This window comes from Duganella sp. 1224 (assembly GCF_013408245.1).
Taxonomy (GTDB): Bacteria; Pseudomonadota; Gammaproteobacteria; order Burkholderiales; family Burkholderiaceae_D; genus Rugamonas.
The window spans coordinates 839,696-856,130 of record NZ_JACBYS010000001.1; the positions used below are offsets into that span (position 1 = coordinate 839,696).

Annotated in this window: 11 protein-coding genes; all 11 read left to right on the forward strand. The window is 64.5% G+C overall.

Going from position 1 to position 16,435, the window contains the following annotated elements; all coding sequences use genetic code 11:
- The first annotated feature begins 15 nt into the window (after positions 1-15).
- The 11 genes from FHW58_RS03810 to FHW58_RS03860 all read left to right on the forward strand — a co-directional run bounded on the left by FHW58_RS03810 (position 16) and on the right by FHW58_RS03860 (position 16,433).
- Positions 16-1,074 (forward strand): aldose epimerase family protein, encoded by a 1,059-nt coding sequence (locus tag FHW58_RS03810; protein WP_179671721.1) that lies wholly within the window; start codon positions 16-18, stop codon positions 1,072-1,074.
- 140 nt (positions 1,075-1,214) lie between these two features.
- On the forward strand, positions 1,215-2,957 hold the full coding sequence (locus tag FHW58_RS03815; RefSeq protein WP_179671722.1) for an IlvD/Edd family dehydratase: 1,743 nt from the start codon (positions 1,215-1,217) through the stop codon (positions 2,955-2,957).
- 99 nt (positions 2,958-3,056) lie between these two features.
- Complete coding sequence (araD1, locus tag FHW58_RS03820; RefSeq protein WP_179671723.1) at positions 3,057-4,049, forward strand: AraD1 family protein; 993 nt, start codon at positions 3,057-3,059, stop codon at positions 4,047-4,049.
- The gene (locus FHW58_RS03825) at positions 4,046-5,614 is read left to right on the forward strand and encodes an aldehyde dehydrogenase (NADP(+)) (protein WP_179671724.1); all 1,569 of its coding nucleotides are present in this window, start codon (positions 4,046-4,048) and stop codon (positions 5,612-5,614) included. Before araD1 ends, FHW58_RS03825 begins: the two co-directional genes overlap by 4 nt.
- A gap of 96 nt (positions 5,615-5,710) precedes the next feature.
- Positions 5,711-6,478, forward strand: coding sequence for an SDR family NAD(P)-dependent oxidoreductase (locus FHW58_RS03830; RefSeq protein ID WP_179671725.1), 768 nt, complete (start codon positions 5,711-5,713; stop codon positions 6,476-6,478).
- Between the two features lie 89 nt (positions 6,479-6,567).
- Complete coding sequence (locus FHW58_RS03835) at positions 6,568-8,523, forward strand: glycoside hydrolase family 97 protein (protein ID WP_179671726.1); 1,956 nt, start codon at positions 6,568-6,570, stop codon at positions 8,521-8,523.
- Between the two features lie 18 nt (positions 8,524-8,541).
- A complete protein-coding gene (locus FHW58_RS03840) occupies positions 8,542-10,092 on the forward strand; it encodes an alpha-N-arabinofuranosidase (RefSeq protein WP_373996622.1) in 1,551 nt (516 codons plus the stop codon).
- A 4-nt stretch (positions 10,093-10,096) separates the two neighbouring features.
- Complete coding sequence (locus FHW58_RS03845; RefSeq protein ID WP_373996623.1) at positions 10,097-12,694, forward strand: beta-L-arabinofuranosidase domain-containing protein; 2,598 nt, start codon at positions 10,097-10,099, stop codon at positions 12,692-12,694.
- Between the two features lie 109 nt (positions 12,695-12,803).
- A complete protein-coding gene (locus tag FHW58_RS03850) occupies positions 12,804-13,769 on the forward strand; it encodes an ABC transporter substrate-binding protein (RefSeq protein ID WP_179671727.1) in 966 nt (321 codons plus the stop codon).
- Positions 13,769-15,355 (forward strand): sugar ABC transporter ATP-binding protein, encoded by a 1,587-nt coding sequence (locus tag FHW58_RS03855; RefSeq protein ID WP_179671728.1) that lies wholly within the window; start codon positions 13,769-13,771, stop codon positions 15,353-15,355. The genes FHW58_RS03850 and FHW58_RS03855 overlap by 1 nt, the downstream gene beginning before the upstream one ends.
- 46 nt (positions 15,356-15,401) lie before the next feature.
- Positions 15,402-16,433: an ABC transporter permease gene (locus FHW58_RS03860; RefSeq protein ID WP_229265168.1), complete on the forward strand. Its 1,032-nt coding sequence runs from the start codon at positions 15,402-15,404 to the stop codon at positions 16,431-16,433.
- Positions 16,434-16,435 lie beyond the last annotated feature (2 nt).

Genomic DNA, 16,435 nt, shown 5'->3' on the forward strand with positions numbered 1-16,435 from the left:
ATTTGGACAGCCGAAATGCAAGCCACCATCACTGACGCTCCGTTTGGCCTCTTGCCGGATGGGCGTGAAGCCGCCCTGTACACCCTGACCAACGCCAACGGCATGGTCGCCAGGATCAGCAACCTGGGTGGCGTGATCACCGGGCTGCACGTGCCGGATCGCGACGGTGTGCTGGCCGACGTCTGCCACGGCTTCGACAACGCTGCCGCCTACCTGGGTGAGTCGCATTACTTCGGCGCGTTGATCGGCCGTTACGGCAACCGCATTGCCAATGGTCGCTTCACGCTGGACGGGGTGGTGTATCAACTCGACCAGAACGATGGCGTCAACCACCTGCACGGCGGCGCCAACGGCTTCCACCGCCAACTGTGGGAGGCGGAAACCTTCGCCACGCGGCAGTCGGTGGGCCTGATCCTGACTTACATGAGCCCGGACGGCGACCAGGGTTATCCCGGCAACGCCGAGGTCACCGCCATCTACGAACTGCGCAACGACAACGAGCTGCGCATCGCCTTCCATGCGGTGTCCGACCGGGCCACGCCGATGAACCTGACCAACCACGCTTACTTCAACCTGGCCGGCAAGGGACAGATTCTCGACCACCAGCTGACGATTGTCGCCGACGCCTACACCCCGGTCGGTGCAGGGCTGATACCGGTCGGCGCGCCGGCGCCGGTGGCCGGCACCCCGTTCGACTTCCGCACACCGCACGCCATCGGCGCGCGCATCGACCAGGCCGACGCGCAGCTGGCGCTGGGCTCTGGCTACGATCATAACTTCGTGCTGGCCAAATCAGCCGACAAGGCGCTGGAAGTGGCGGCCCGCGTGGTGGATCCGGCATCCGGCCGGGTGCTGGAGGTGTGGACGCAGGAGCCGGGCATCCAGTTCTACAGCGGCAATTTCCTCAATGACGGCGTGCAGGGCAAGGGCCGCGTCTACAGCCATCGCAGCGCTTTCTGCCTGGAGCCGCAGCACTTCCCGGACTCGCCCAACCGTCCGGACTTCCCGTCCACCATCCTGCGCCCCAACGAGGAATATGCGACGGTGATGGCCTACCGCTTCAGCGTGGCCTGAGCTGCCCAGCTATATCAATTTCGATATCGATATTGATAAACAATTCATTGGAAAGTTATCTCGGTCCATTTTAGTATCCCTCATCGATGCGGGGGCGGGGCGGTCGCGCCCCCGCGCAGGAATATATTGAGGAGAAATGCATGTCTGAGCATGACAAAAAGGTGAAGCTGCGCTCGGCCGAGTGGTTCGGCACGGAAGATAAGAACGGCTTCATGTACCGCAGCTGGATGAAGAATCAGGGCATTCCTGACCACGAATTCCAGGGCAAGCCCATTATCGGCATCTGCAACACCTGGTCTGAGCTGACTCCCTGCAACGCGCACTTCCGCAAGCTGGCGGAACACGTCAAGCGCGGCATCCTCGAAGCCGGCGGCTTCCCGGTCGAATTCCCGGTATTCTCCAACGGCGAATCGAACCTGCGCCCGACCGCCATGCTGACCCGTAACCTGGCCTCGATGGACGTGGAAGAATCGATCCGCGGCAATCCGATGGATGGCGTGGTGCTGCTGGTCGGCTGCGACAAGACCACGCCGGCGCTGCTGATGGGCGCTGCCTCGGTAGACATCCCGACCATCGTGGTCACCGGCGGCCCGATGCTGAACGGTAAACTGAACGGCAAGAACATCGGCTCCGGCACCGCCGTCTGGCAACTGCACGAGCAGGTCAAGGCTGGCGAAATCTCGATGCACGACTTCATCGCCGCCGAAGCGGGCCACTCGCGTTCCGCCGGCACCTGCAACACCATGGGCACCGCGTCGACCATGGCCTGTATGGCCGAATCGCTGGGCACCTCGCTACCGCACAATGCCGCCATTCCGGCGGTGGATGCGCGCCGCTACGTGCTGGCGCACATGTCGGGCATCCGCATCGTCGAAATGGTGAAGGAAGACCTGAAACTGTCGAAGATCCTGACCAAGGAGAACTTCGAGAACGCCATCCGCGTCAACGCCGCCATCGGCGGTTCGACCAACGCCGTGATCCACTTGAAGGCCATCGCCGGCCGCATCGGCGTCGACCTGGAGCTGGAGGACTGGACCCGCGTTGGCCGCGGCACGCCGACCATCGTCGACCTGCTGCCGTCGGGCCGCTTCCTGATGGAGGAGTTCTACTACGCCGGCGGCCTGCCGGGCGTGATCCGCCGCATGGGCGATGGCGCCATCCTGCCGCATCCGAACGCGCCGACCGTCAACGGCAAGAGCCTGTGGGACAACTGCAAGGACGCGCCGATCTACGACGACGAGGTTATTCGCACGCTGGACAATCCGATCTGCAAGGACGGCGGCATCTGCATCCTGCGCGGCAACCTGGCGCCGCGCGGCGCCGTGCTCAAGCCATCGGCCGCCACGCCGGAGCTGATGCAGCATCGCGGCAAGGCGGTGGTGTTCGAGGACTTTGAGCACTACAAGGCGCGCATCATGGACCCGGAACTGGAAGTGGACAAGGATTCGGTGCTGGTGATGAAGAACTGCGGCCCGAAAGGCTATCCGGGCATGGCGGAAGTGGGCAATATGGGCCTGCCGCCCAAGCTGCTGGCGGCAGGCGTGAAAGACATGGTGCGCATTTCTGACGCGCGCATGTCCGGCACCGCTTACGGCACCGTGGTGCTGCACGTGGCGCCGGAGGCCATGGCCGGCGGCCCGCTGGGCATCGTCAAGGATGGCGACTGGATTACGCTGGACTGCGCCGGCGGCAAGCTGAATCTGGAAGTGTCGGATGAGGAAATCGCCGCGCGCCAGGCCGTGCGTGAACGCGGCAGCGCGCCGGGGCCGAAGACCGGTTATCAGCAGCTGTACATCGAACATGTGCTGCAGGCGGACGAGGGCTGCGATTTCGATTTCCTGGTCGGCAAGCGCGGTTCGGCCGTGCCGCGCCACTCGCATTAAACCCACCCCCGTCGCTCCGGCGAAAGCCGGAGCCCATGCTGAGCATGCGTTCCATGGGTTCCGGCCTGTGCCGGAACGACAGCGCTTAGGAGACTTTACATGCTACTCGTACAATTCAAAAATGAACAAGGCGCGCGCCAGGTCGGCGTGCTGGAACAGGATACCCTCCGCATCATCGACGGCTACAGCACCACCTACGCGCTGGCCCTGGATGCGATCCGCAAATCGGTCGGCCTGGCTGCGCTGGTGGACAAGTCGGTTGGCACGCAGACCGCGTCGTTCGGCGCCGTGGCCGCCGCCGGCCGCCTGCTGCCGCCGCTGGATCACACCGACCACGCCCACACCTACGTCACCGGCACCGGCCTGACCCACCTCGGTTCCGCCGACACCCGCGACGCCATGCACAAGAAAATCGGCGGCGATGTCGAATCGCTGAGCGACTCGATGAAGATGTTCCGCCTCGGCGTGGAAGGCGGCAAGCCCGCCGCCGGCACCGCCGGCGTGCAGCCGGAGTGGTTCTACAAGGGCGATGGCTCGATCGTCGCCGCCAGCGGCCAGGACCTGTCGATGCCGGACTTCGCGCTGGATGGCGGCGAAGAGCCGGAAGTGGCCGGCCTGTACGTGATCGGCGACGACGGCCAGCCATACCGTGTCGGTTTCGCCATCGGCAACGAGTTCTCGGACCACGTGACCGAACGCCAGAACTACCTGTACCTGGCGCACTCCAAGCTGCGCGCCTGCGGCCTTGGCCCGGCGCTGCTGGTCGGTGAGGCGCCCGCCAGTGTCGAGGGCACTTCGCGCATCTACGACAAGGAAGGCAAGGTGCGCTGGGAGAAGCCGTTCTTCAGCGGCGAACAGAATATGTCGCACACCATCGCCAACCTGGAACACCACCACTTCAAGTACCCGCTGTTCAAGCGTCCCGGCGACGTGCACGTGCACTTCTTCGGCACCGCCACCCTGAGCGTGGCCGACAACATCGTCGTGCAGCCTGGCGAAACCTTTGAAATCGAAGCGCCGCAGTTTGGCCCGGCGCTGCGCAACAAGCTGTCCGTGTTCAAAACCGAAGTCGCGAAAGTGAAAACATTATGATGATTACTGGTGATGCACTGATTGGCGGCAAAGCCGTCAAGGGCACGGGCGCTGGCGTCCGCGCATACAACCCGGCCCTGGGCCAGGTCATTGAGCCCGAGTTCCGCACCGTGGACGCGGCGCAGATCGACCAGGCCTGCCGCCTGGCCGAGGAGGCTTTCGACACCTTCCGTTCGCTGAGCGACGAGCAGCGCGCCGGCTTCCTGGAGACCATCGCCGACCAGATCATGGCCTTGGGCGATGTGCTGGTCGAGCGCGTGATGGAAGAAACCAGCCTGCCGCGCGTGCGCGTGGAAGGTGAGCGCGGCCGCACCGTCGGCCAGCTCAAAATGTTTGCCAACCTGCTGCGCGAAGGCTCGTGGAACGACGTGCGCTTCGACAAGGCGCTGCCGGAACGGACGCCGCCGCGTCCCGACCTGCGCATGCGCATGATCGGCCTGGGCCCGGTGGCTGTTTTCGCGGCCAGTAACTTCCCGCTGGCTTTTTCTGTCGCTGGCGGCGACACCGCGTCGGCGCTGGCCGCCGGCTGCCCGGTGGTGCTGAAGGCGCACTTTGCCCATCCCGGCACCTCGGAACTGGTGGGCCGCGCGGTGGTCAAGGCGGTGGAGATCTGCGGCCTGCCGGCCGGCGTGTTCTCGCTGCTGACTGGCGTTGGCAATGAGTTGGGCATTGAGCTGGTGCGCCATCCGGCCATCAAGGCGGTCGGCTTCACCGGCTCGCGTGGCGGCGGCATGGCGCTGATGGCCGCTGCCGCCGCGCGTCCGGTGCCGATTCCGGTGTATGCGGAAATGAGCTCGATCAATCCGGTGTTTCTGCTGCCGCAGGCGCTGAAGAACCGCGCCGAAGATATCGCCGCCGGTTTCGCCGCTTCGCTGACCATGGGCGTGGGGCAGCTGTGCACCAATCCCGGCTTGGTGCTGGCGATTGATGGTCCCGATCTGGAGCGCTTTACCACTGCCGCCTCGCAGGCGCTGGTGGGCGGCGCGGCATGCTCGATGCTGTCGCCTGGCATCGCCGGCAATTTCGCGCGTGGCGTGAACCAGCTGGCCGGTCATGCGGACGTGAAGACGCTGGCGCTGGCGCCGCAGGCGGAAGGCAAGGGGGCGCCGGCGCTGTTCGTGTCGAATGCGTCGGCGTTCCTGTCGCAGCACGCGCTGCAGGAAGAGATCTTCGGTCCGGCCTCGCTGGTGGTGGTGTGCAAGGATGTGGCGGAGCTGCGCCAGGTGGCTGAGAAGCTGGAAGGCCAACTGACCGCCACGCTGCAAATGGACGAAGGCGATATCGACGCGGCGCGCGCGCTGCTGCCGGTGCTGGAGCGTAAAGTGGGCCGCATTCTGGCCAACGGTTATCCGACCGGCGTGGAGGTCAGCAGCGCCATGGTGCATGGCGGTCCGTTCCCGTCGACCTCCGACGGGCGGTCGACGTCGGTGGGCACCGGTGCGATCGCGCGCTTCCTGCGGCCGGTGTGCTATCAGAACCTGTCGCAAGCGTTGCTGCCGGAAGTCCTGCGTGACGACGGCAGCGCCACCTGGCTGCGCCGCGACGGTGAATTGACCCGTAACTAAAACAGCGTCGTCGCGGCGAAAGCCGTGACCCATAGAACGCATGCTCAGTATGGGCCCCGGCTTTCGCCGGGGTGACAGAATAATCACGGAGACTGTATGACACAACTGGCCAGGTTCGGCAGCTTGCGCGGCAAGCGCGTATTCATCACCGGCGGCGGCACCGGCATCGGTGAAGCCATGGTGATTTCCTTCGCGGAGCAGGGCGCGCAGGTGGCTTTCGTCGACATCGCGCGCGACGCCAGCCTGGCGCTGATCCGCCGCGTGAAGGAAGCCGGTTATCCTGAACCGCTGTTCCGCCAGTGCGACATTACCGACATCCCCGCGCTGCAGTCCACCATGGCCGACATGGCCGGCGTGGTCGGCGACTTCGACATCCTGGTCAATAACGCCGCCAACGACCAGCGCCATGAAACGGCCGACGTCACGCCGGAATTCTGGGACAAGTGCATCGCCGTCAACCAGCGTCCCATGTTCTTCACCTGCCAGGCCGTATTGGAAGGCATGAAGAAAAAGGGGGGCGGCTCCATCATCAACATCGGCTCCATCTCCTGGCACGTCAAGAACGCCGGCTATCCTGCCTACGCCACCACCAAGGCCGCCACGCACGGCCTGACGCGCGGGCTGGCGCGTGAATTCGGCGCCCATGGCATTCGCGTCAACACCGTCACGCCGGGCTGGGTGATGACCCAGCGCCAGATCGACCTGTGGCTGGATGACGCCGGCGAGGAAGACATCAAGCGCAACCAGTGCCTGCAGAACAAGCTGATGCCGCAGCACGTGGCATCGATGGTGCTGTTCCTGGCCGCCGACGACGGCGCCATGTGCACCGCGCAGGAATTCATCGTCGACGCGGGCTGGGTATAAGCCGCAAGCAGTAGCAACACCGTTCGCCCCCGGAGACAGCGCGCATCGACGCGGCGGGGTATCGCAACCATCAGATAAATGGTAGGAACATGTTGAAGACAACCGTAGTCAAGGCGCTGACCTGCGCCACCGCCGCGATGGCCGTGACCGTGGCCGTCGCCACGCCGGCCGCCATCGCCGCGCACGCCCCAGCCGCGCTGCGCAGCCCGGACAAGCACATCGCCGTTACCGTCCGCCAGTCCGAGGGCCGGCTGACGTATGCCATCGCCCGTGACGGCAAGCCGGTGCTGCTGCCATCCGACCTTGGCCTGCAACTGGCCGGCGCCGACCTGACCGACGGCCTGACGCTGGTTGCCGCCTCCGCGCCGCGTGTGGTGGAAGACCACTACCAGATGGCGGTGGGCAAGCGCAAGGACATCAGCTACCGCGCCAATGAACAAACCTGGTCGCTGCAAAACGCCAAGGCGCAGAAGATCGACATCGTGTTCCGCGTCTCGAATGACGGCGTGGCGTTCCGCTACATCGTGGCCGACACCACGCTGCCGCTGAAAAAGCTGGTGCAGGAACACACCACCTTCGCGCTGCCGGCTGGCGCCCAGGCGTGGCTGCAGCCGATGGCGGTGGCGCAGACCGGCTTTGCCAACACTAATCCATCCTACGAAGAGCACTACCAGATGGAGATCCCGGCCGGCACGCCGTCGCCGTCCGAAGCAGGATGGGTGCTCCCCGCATTGTTCCGGACCGGCGCCAACTGGCTGGCCATCTCCGAGGCGGACATGGACGGCAGCTGGCAGGCATCGCGCCTCGCGCAGAACGCCCCCGGCGGCAAATACAGCATCGGCAACCCGATGCCGTCCGAAGTCTTCACCAACGGCGGCCTGATGGCCGAAACGCAGGGCACGCTCACGTCGCCATGGCGCATCATCGCGCTTGGATCGCTGGCCACCGTCACCAACTCCACGCTGGGCACCGACCTGGCGGCACCCGCGATCGCCTTTGACCCCGCGCGCGTCAAGCCTGGTCATGCCTCGTGGAGCTGGGTGATCCTGAAAGACGACTCCATCGTCTACGACGTGCAGAAGCAATTCATCGACTACGCGGCCGACATGAAGTGGGACTACACGCTGGTGGATGCCGACTGGGACCGCAAGATCGGCTACGAAAAAATCAAGCAGCTGGCCGATTACGCCGCCACAAAGAACGTAGGCCTCATCCTCTGGTACAACTCGTCCGGCGGATGGAACAAGACCGAGTACTCGCCCAAGAGCCAGTTGCTCACGCACGAGCAGCGGGTAAAGGAGTTCAAGCGGCTGACCGACATCGGCATCAAGGGCCTGAAGATCGACTTCTTCGCCGGCGACGGCCAGTCGATGATCGCCTACTACAACGACATCCTGCGCGACGCCGCCAACGCCGGCCTGCTGGTCAACTTCCACGGCTCCACGCTGCCACGCGGCTGGGCGCGCACCTGGCCCAACCTGATGACCATGGAAGCGATACGCGGCTTTGAGTTCGTCACCTTTGGCCAGAAGGACCAGGACCTGATGCCGACCCACGCCGCCATGCTGCCGTTCACGCGCAACCTGTTCGACCCGATGGACTTTACGCCGATGGTGTTCGGCGACATCCCCAAGATCAAGCGGTCTACCCGCAACGGCTTTGAACTGGCCACGTCGGTGCTGTACCTGTCCGGCATCCAGCACTTTGCCGAGACGCCGGAGGGCATGGCGACGGTGCCGGACTACGTCAAGACCTTCTTGCAAAAGCTGCCGCGCAGTTGGGACGACAGCCGCCTGGTGGAAGGTTATCCGGGCAAGTACGCCGTTATCGCCCGCCGCGCCGGCGATACCTGGTACATCGCCGGCATCAACGGCACCACCGCCGACAAAACGCTGATGCTGGACCTGTCCTTCATCGGCAACAAGCAGGGCATGATCATGACCGATGGCGATGGCGAGCGCAGTTTCACCCAGCGCCCCATCGCCGCCGGCAAAAAAGTAGCGGTAACCATCAAGCCGCACGGCGGCTTTGTCATTCAACTATAAAAACCAAGGAGACTGAGAGTGAATCCAATCCAACGCGGCGTATTCGCCCTGTGCATGATGGCCGCCGGCGCCGCCTTTGCGGTCAATCCGGTCAGCCTGACCATCGACGCCGCCAAACCGGGCGCGGTGATTAACAAGGACGTCTACGGCCAGTTTGCCGAGCACCTGGGCACCGGTATTTACGAAGGCCTGTGGGTCGGTCCGAAATCGAAGATCCCCAACACCAAGGGTTGGCGCAACGACGTGGTCGGCGCGCTGAAGGATATCCACGTGCCGCTGGTGCGCTGGCCCGGCGGCTGCTTCGCCGACGAGTACCACTGGCGTGATGGCATCGGCCCGCGCGAGAAGCGTCCGGTCAAGGTCAACACCAACTGGGGCGGCGTCGACGAATCCAACGCCGTTGGCACGCACGAGTTCTTCGACCTGGTCGATCTGCTGGGCGCGGACGCCTACGTCAACGGCAACCTTGGCACCGGCAGCGCGCAGGAGATGTCGGAGTGGATCGAGTACATGACCTCCGACAGCAAGTCCACACTGGCCAACCTGCGCCGCAAGAATGGCCGCGACAAGCCGTTCAAGGTGGCGTATTTCGCCGTCGGTAACGAGTCCTGGGGCTGCGGCGGCAATATGAGCCCGCAGTACTATTCGGACCTGTACAAGCAGACCGAAACCTTCCTGCGCGCGCCCAAGCAGTATCGCCCGAAGATCATCGCCAGCGGCGGCAACGGCGATGACGTGACGTGGTCCGATGTGCTGAGCAAGGAGTTGAAAAAGCAAACTTACGGCATCACCTTCCACTACTACACCCTCCCGACCGGCAACTGGGACACGAAGGGCGCATCGACCGGCTTCCAGGAGAAGGAGTGGATTTCTACGCTGTCCAACACGCTGCGCATGGATACCTTCATCCAGAATAACAGCGCCGCCATGGACAAGCACGATCCGGAGAAGAAACTGGGCCTGCTGGTGGACGAGTGGGGCACGTGGTATGACGTGGAGAAGGGCACCAATCCCGGTTTCCTGTTCCAGCAAAACACGTTGCGCGACGCGGTGGTGGCGGCGCTCAACTTCAACATCTTCCACGCCCACGCAGATCGCGTGCGGATGACGAATATCGCGCAGATGGTCAATGTGCTGCAGGCCATGATCATCACCGACAAGGACAAGATGCTGTTGACGCCGACCTATTACGCCTTCCAGATGTATGTGCCGTTCCAGGGGGCGACCTCGCTGCCGGTGGCGCTGAAGGACAATCCCGACTACAGCGTGGACAGCCTCAAAGTGCCGGGCGTGAGCGCCTCGGCGGCGCGCGGCACGGACGGCAAGCTGTATCTGGCGCTGGTCAACACCAACCCGACCAGGGAGACCGAGGTGGCGGTCAATGTCGCTGGCCAGGGCATCAAGTCGGCTACCGGCAAGCTGCTGACCGCGTCCGCCATGGACACGCATAACACCTTCCAGGCGCCGAACGCGATCAAGCCTGTGCCATTCAATGCCACCGCCGGCGCCGACGGCAAGCTGACGATGCGGCTCCCGGCCAAGGCGGTGGTCGTGGTGGCGGTGGAGTAAGCGCGTGGCTCCGGCTGCAAACGCAACAAGCGCCGACAGGCGGTCGAGCACCAGCGCACGGCCATCGCGCCGCCGCGCCCTGAAGCTGGCCGCCGGCGCGGCGGCAACCGTGGCCACGCATGGCGCGTTTGCGGCCAGCACCGGCAATGCCACTGCGGCAGCGGCATCCGCCAACGCCGGGGCATCCGCTGCGGCCAAGGGAGGGACTGCGGCGAATGCCGTGGCCGGCGACACCATCGCAGCCACCGCTGCGGGTGCCGCAGATGGCGCCGCTGATGGCGCGACCGAAGCGCAGTCCGCGCCACCGGCCGGAACGGCGGCGCTGTTCCCGCTGAGCGCCGTGCGCCTCGGCCCTGGCATCTTTCTGGACGCCCAGCGCACCGACCTGCGGTACATCCTGTCGCTGGACCCGGACCGCCTGCTGGCGCCGTTCCTGCGCGAAGCCGGCTTGCCGATCAGGCAGCCAACCTACGGCAACTGGGAATCCAGCGGCCTGGATGGCCACATGGGCGGCCATTATCTGTCCGCGCTGGCGTTGATGTACGCCGCCACCGGCGACCAGCAAGTCCGCCGGCGCCTGGACTACTGCGTCGCCGAACTCCAACGCTGCCAGCAGGCTAACGGTAACGGCTACCTCGGCGGCGTCCCCGGCGGCGCGGCCGCATGGCGCGACATCGCCCAAGGCAAACTGCACGCCGATAACTTCTCCGTCAACGGCAAATGGGTACCTTGGTATAACCTGCACAAAACCTACGCCGGCCTGCGCGACGCCTTCACCTACGCCGGCAACCAGGATGCCCGCGCGATGCTGGTGGCGCTGTGCGACTGGACGCTGGCGCTCACCGCGCAACTGAGCGACGAACAACTGCAATCCATGCTGCGCGCGGAACACGGCGGCATGAACGAAGTCCTGGCCGACGTCGCCCACATGACCGGTCAGCAGAAATACATGGACCTGGCCATCCGCTTCTCGCACCAGGCCATCCTGCGGCCGCTGGAAGACGGCAAGGACCAGCTCACCGGCCTGCACGCCAACACGCAGATTCCCAAGGTGATCGGCTTCAAGCGCATCGGCGACATCACGAGCCGCCAGGACTGGCAGCAGGCTGCCGCGTTCTTCTGGCAGACAGTTCATGATCACCGCACCGTCGCCATCGGCGGCAACAGCGTCAAGGAGCACTTCCACGACGACAAGGACTTCGGCCCGATGATCGAAGAAGTCGAAGGCCCGGAAACGTGCAACACCTACAATATGCTCAAGCTCACCGAGCTGTTGTTCCTCGGCGACGCCAAAGGCAGCTACGCCGACTACTACGAGCGCGCGCTGTACAATCACATCCTGTCCGCACAGCGGCCGGACAGCGGCGGCTTCGTCTACTTCACGCCGATGCGGCCCAACCACTACCGCGTGTATTCGCAGCCGCAAAAGGCCATGTGGTGCTGCGTCGGCTCCGGCCTCGAAAGCCACGCCAAGTACGGAGAATTCATCTACGCCCATCGTGGCGACAACCTGTATGTAAACCTGTTCATCCCTTCCATGCTGGATTGGCGCGAGCAGGGCATACAAGTCCGCCAGGCCAACCGCTTCCCGGACGAGGACCGCAGCACGCTCACCATCAAGGGCAACAAGACCTTTACGCTGAAGATCCGCTATCCGGAATGGGTGGCGCAGGGCGCCTTAAGCATCGCCGTCAACGGCAAGCCGGTCGCCGCCGCCATCGGCGCGGACCGCTACGTGAACGTGCGCCGCGCATGGCGCGACGGCGACAAGGTCGACATCCACCTGCCGATGACGACGCGGCTGGAACAGATGCCCGACAAATCCGCCTACTACGCCGTGCTCCATGGCCCGCTGGTACTGGCCGCCAAAACCAATCCCTTCCCCGGCGAGCAGCTGAACTACTTTGCCGACGATAGCCGCATGGGCCACATCGCCCACGGCCCGGTATGTCCGCTGGAGCGCGCGCCAATGCTGGTCAGCGACAATACGGCCTTTGCGAGCCGCTTCCGTCCCGTGCCCGGCCGGTCGTTGACCTTCACCGCACCGGGACTGGTGCAGTCGATAGAAGCCGGGACCACCACGCTGGTGCCGTTCTTCCGCGTGCACGACGCGCGCTACGTGGTCTACTGGCCGTACGCCACGCCGCAAGGCGTGCAGCAGCGGCGTGCCAAGGCGGCGCAAGATGAGAAGGAGCGGCTCGCGCTGGACGCGCAAACCATAGACCAGGTGGCGCCCGGCCAGCAGCAGCCGGAGTCCGATCATGGCTTCAAGGCGGAGGGCGGAGACGCCGGCATCCACAGGGGGCAGCACTGGCGCCAGGCAAAAGGCTGGTTCAGCTACGAGCTGAGCGATCCCAAAGGCGAAGCCCGCGTCCTGCGCCTGACATACTCAAAACGGGATGCCGGCCGCCGTTTCGATATTCTTATCAATGATGCACTGCTGGCCGAAGTGCGCCTGGACGCCAGCGCGCCGCAGGAACTCTACAGCCGCGATTACCCTGTTCCCATTGGCCCGGCAAGGGCCGGCAAGCTGGTGGTGCGCTTTGTCGCCCGCGACGGCTCCGTGGCGGGCGGATTATACGGCCTGCGCCTGCTGCGCTGATATATCAAAAATAATATCGCAAGATGCGAAAATATCATTGGATAGATATTTGTATTTCTCATAGTATTGGATCGAATAACATTAGAAAAAATTCACCTGGAGACTTGCCATGACATGCAACCGCAGAACCGTACTGGCCACCGCGCTGGCCGCCGTCACCGCCCTGGGCGTGCCGTCGGCGTTTGCCGCCAAACCGCTGGTGATCGGTTTCTCGCAAGTGGGCGCCGAAAGCGAATGGCGCACCGCGAACACCGTTTCGATCAAGGACGCGGCCAAGAAGGAGGGCATCACCCTCAAATTCGCCGACGCCCAGCAAAAGCAGGAAAACCAGGTCAAGGCCATCCGCTCCTTCATCGCCCAGCGCGTGGACGTGATCGCGTTCTCGCCGGTGGTGGAATCGGGCTGGGATACCGTGCTGCTGGAGGCGAAACGCGCCAGGATTCCCGTCATCCTGACCGACCGCGCCGTCAAGGTTAGCGACCCTTCGCTGTACGTGACCTTCCTTGGCTCCGACTTCGTGGAAGAGGGCCGCCGCGCCGGCCGCTGGCTGGTGGAGCGTCAGAAGAAAACGCCCGATGCCGTTTTGAATATCGTCGAGCTGCAAGGCACGGTGGGTTCCGCCCCCGCGCTGGACCGCAAAAAAGGCTTCGAGGAAGTCATCGCCGGCAATCCCAAGCTGAAGGTGATCCGCTCCCAGACCGGCGACTTCACCCGCGCCAAGGGCAAGGAGGTGATGGAGGCTTTCCTCAAGGCGGAGGGCAAGAAGATCAACGTGCTGTATGCGCACAATGACGATATGGCCATCGGCGCCATTCAGGCGATTGAAGAAGCGGGCCTGAAGCCGGGCAAGGACATCATCGTCATCTCCATCGATGGCGTGAAAGGCGCGTTCGAGGCCATGATGGCCGGGAAGCTGAATGTGACGGTGGAGTGCAATCCGCTGCTCGGCCCTCAGTTGATGCAGCTTGCCAAGGATGTCGCCGCCGGCAAGCCGGTGCCGAAGCGCGTGGTGACGCAGGAGGGCGTGTTCCCGGCCGAAGTCGCGGCCAAGGAATTCCCGAACCGTAAATACTGATGACGATGAATCCATCCGCCCCCGCGCGCCCGGTGCTGGAGCTGCGCGGCATCAGCAAGGCCTTTACCGGTGTACAGGCCTTGAATGGCGTGTCGCTCAATCTGTATCCGGGTGAGGTGCATACGCTGATGGGCCAGAACGGCGCCGGCAAGTCGACGCTGATCAAGGTGCTGACCGGCGTTCATGCGCCGGACCACGGCCAGATCCTGCTGGCTGGCCAGTCGATACAGCCGCAGTCCACGCTGGACGCGCAGCATCACGGTATTAGCACGGTGTACCAGGAAGTGAATCTGTGCCCGAATTTGTCGGTCGCGGAGAATATTTTTATTGGCCGTTATCCGCGCAAGTTCGGCCGCATCGACTGGAAGGGCATGGCGGCGCAGGCCGCCGGGCTGCTGGAGCGGATGCAGATCCGGATCGATGTGACGGCGCCGCTGGCGCAGTATCCGCTGGCGGTTCAGCAGATGGTGGCGATTTCGCGCTCGCTGCTGGTATCGGCCAAGGTACTGATACTCGATGAGCCGACTTCCTCGCTCGATGAGAAGGAAGTGGAGCTGCTGTTCAGTGTTCTGCGCGGCCTGCGGGAGCAGGGCATGGCGATTTTGTTTGTTACGCACTTCCTGGACCAGACGTATGCGATTTCGGACCGCATCACCGTCATGCGCAACGGCGAGCGCGAAGGGGAGTACCTGGCTTCCGAGCTGTCGCGCGTTGAGCTGGTCAACAAGATGGTGGGCGCGCCCGCCGCGCAAGCCGCGCCGTCCGCTGCGCCAGTCGCCGCCGCCCCGCAACCCTGGGATACCGACCGTGCCGAGGCCGCATTGCGCGCAGACGCTGGCGGCTCGCGCTTCGGCGCCTTCCTGCGCGCCGTGGGCCTGGGCCGCAAGGGCGCACTGCAGCCGATGGACCTGGAAATCCGCCAGGGCGAACTGCTGGGCCTTGCCGGCTTGCTGGGCTCCGGCCGCACCGAAGCCGCGCGCCTGCTGTTCGGCGCCGACAAGGCGGACACCGGCAGCATCCACATCGACGGCAAGGACCGCAACTTCTCGTCCCCGCGCGACGCCATCGCCGCCGGCATCGGCTTCTGCTCCGAAGACCGCAAGCACGAAGGCGCCATCCTCGACCTGTCCGTGCGCGAAAACCTGATCCTGGCGCTGCAAGCCCGCATGGGCATCCTGCGCGCCATCCCGCTGAAACGCCAGCAGCAACTGGCGGAAGAATACGTCAAGGCGCTTGGCATCAAGACCGCCAGCATCGAAACGCCGATCGGATCACTCTCCGGCGGCAATCAGCAGAAAGTGCTGCTGGCGCGCTGGCTGGTGACCGATCCCAAACTGCTGATCCTCGATGAACCGACGCGCGGCATCGACGTGCGCGCCAAGCAGGAAATCATGAACTACGTCTCCGCCCTGTGCAAGAAAGGCATGTCCATCCTGTTCATCTCCTCCGAACTGCCGGAAGTGCTGCGCGTGAGCGACCGCATCGTCGTCATGCGCGACCGCAAGCAAGGTGGCGAATACCCGCGCGGCGCGCTCGACGAAACCTCCGTGCTGCACGTGATCGCGGCGGGGGACCAGCATGCATAGTCCCGCCGCCCGCGTCCCCGGCGCGCCAACCAAAACCAGTCTGCCCATGTTCGTGCACCATCCCACCTTCCGCCCGCTGGCCGCGCTGGCGATCCTGCTGCTGATCGACTTCATCATGATCCCCGGCTTCTTCCACCTGGAGATCAAGGACGGCCACCTGTACGGCAGCGTGATCGACATCGCCAACCGCGCCGCGCCGCTGATCCTGGCCGCCATCGGCATGACGCTGGTGATCGCCACGCGCGGCATCGACATCTCGGTCGGGGCCACCGTCGCCATCAGCGGCACCGTTGCCGCGATGCTCATCGGCGGCACCATGGTCATGAACAACGGCGTGCCGGAATACGTGGCCAACACGCCGATGTGGATGGCGCTGGCCGCCGCCATGGGCGCGGCGCTGCTGTGCGGCGCGTGGAATGGCGCGCTGGTGGCCGGCCTAGGCCTGCAACCCATCGTCGCCACGCTGATCCTGATGGTGGCGGGGCGCGGCCTGGCGCAGCTGCTGACCGATGGTCAGATCGTCACCGTCTACTACAAGCCGTTCTTCTTCCTCGGCAGCGGCTACCTGTTTGGCCTGCCGTTCTCGCTGTACATCGTGGCGGCGGTGTTTATCGTCACCGCGCTGTTGATGCGGAAAACGGCGCTCGGCCTGTTCATCCAGTCGGTCGGCATCAACCCGGTGGCGGCGCGGCTCGCTGGCCTGAAAACGGCGGTGCTGATCTTTACCGTCTACGTGTTTTGCGGCGCCTGCGCCGGCGTGGCCGGCCTGATGATCACCTCCAACATCAAGAGCGCGGACGCCAACAACGCCGGCCTGCTGCTGGAACTGGACGCCATCCTTGCCGTCACGCTGGGCGGCACCTCGCTGGCCGGCGGCAAATTCAGCCTGGCCGGCAGCGTGATCGGCGCGCTCATCATCCAGACGCTGACCTACACCATCTACTCCATCGGCCTGCCGCCGGAGGTCAACATGGTCGTCAAATCGGTCGTGGTGTTTGTAATTTGCGTGTCGCAGTCGGCGGAATTCAAAACCATGTGGCGCCGCGCGTTTCCGGCCCGCGGAGGTAAAGCACAATGAGC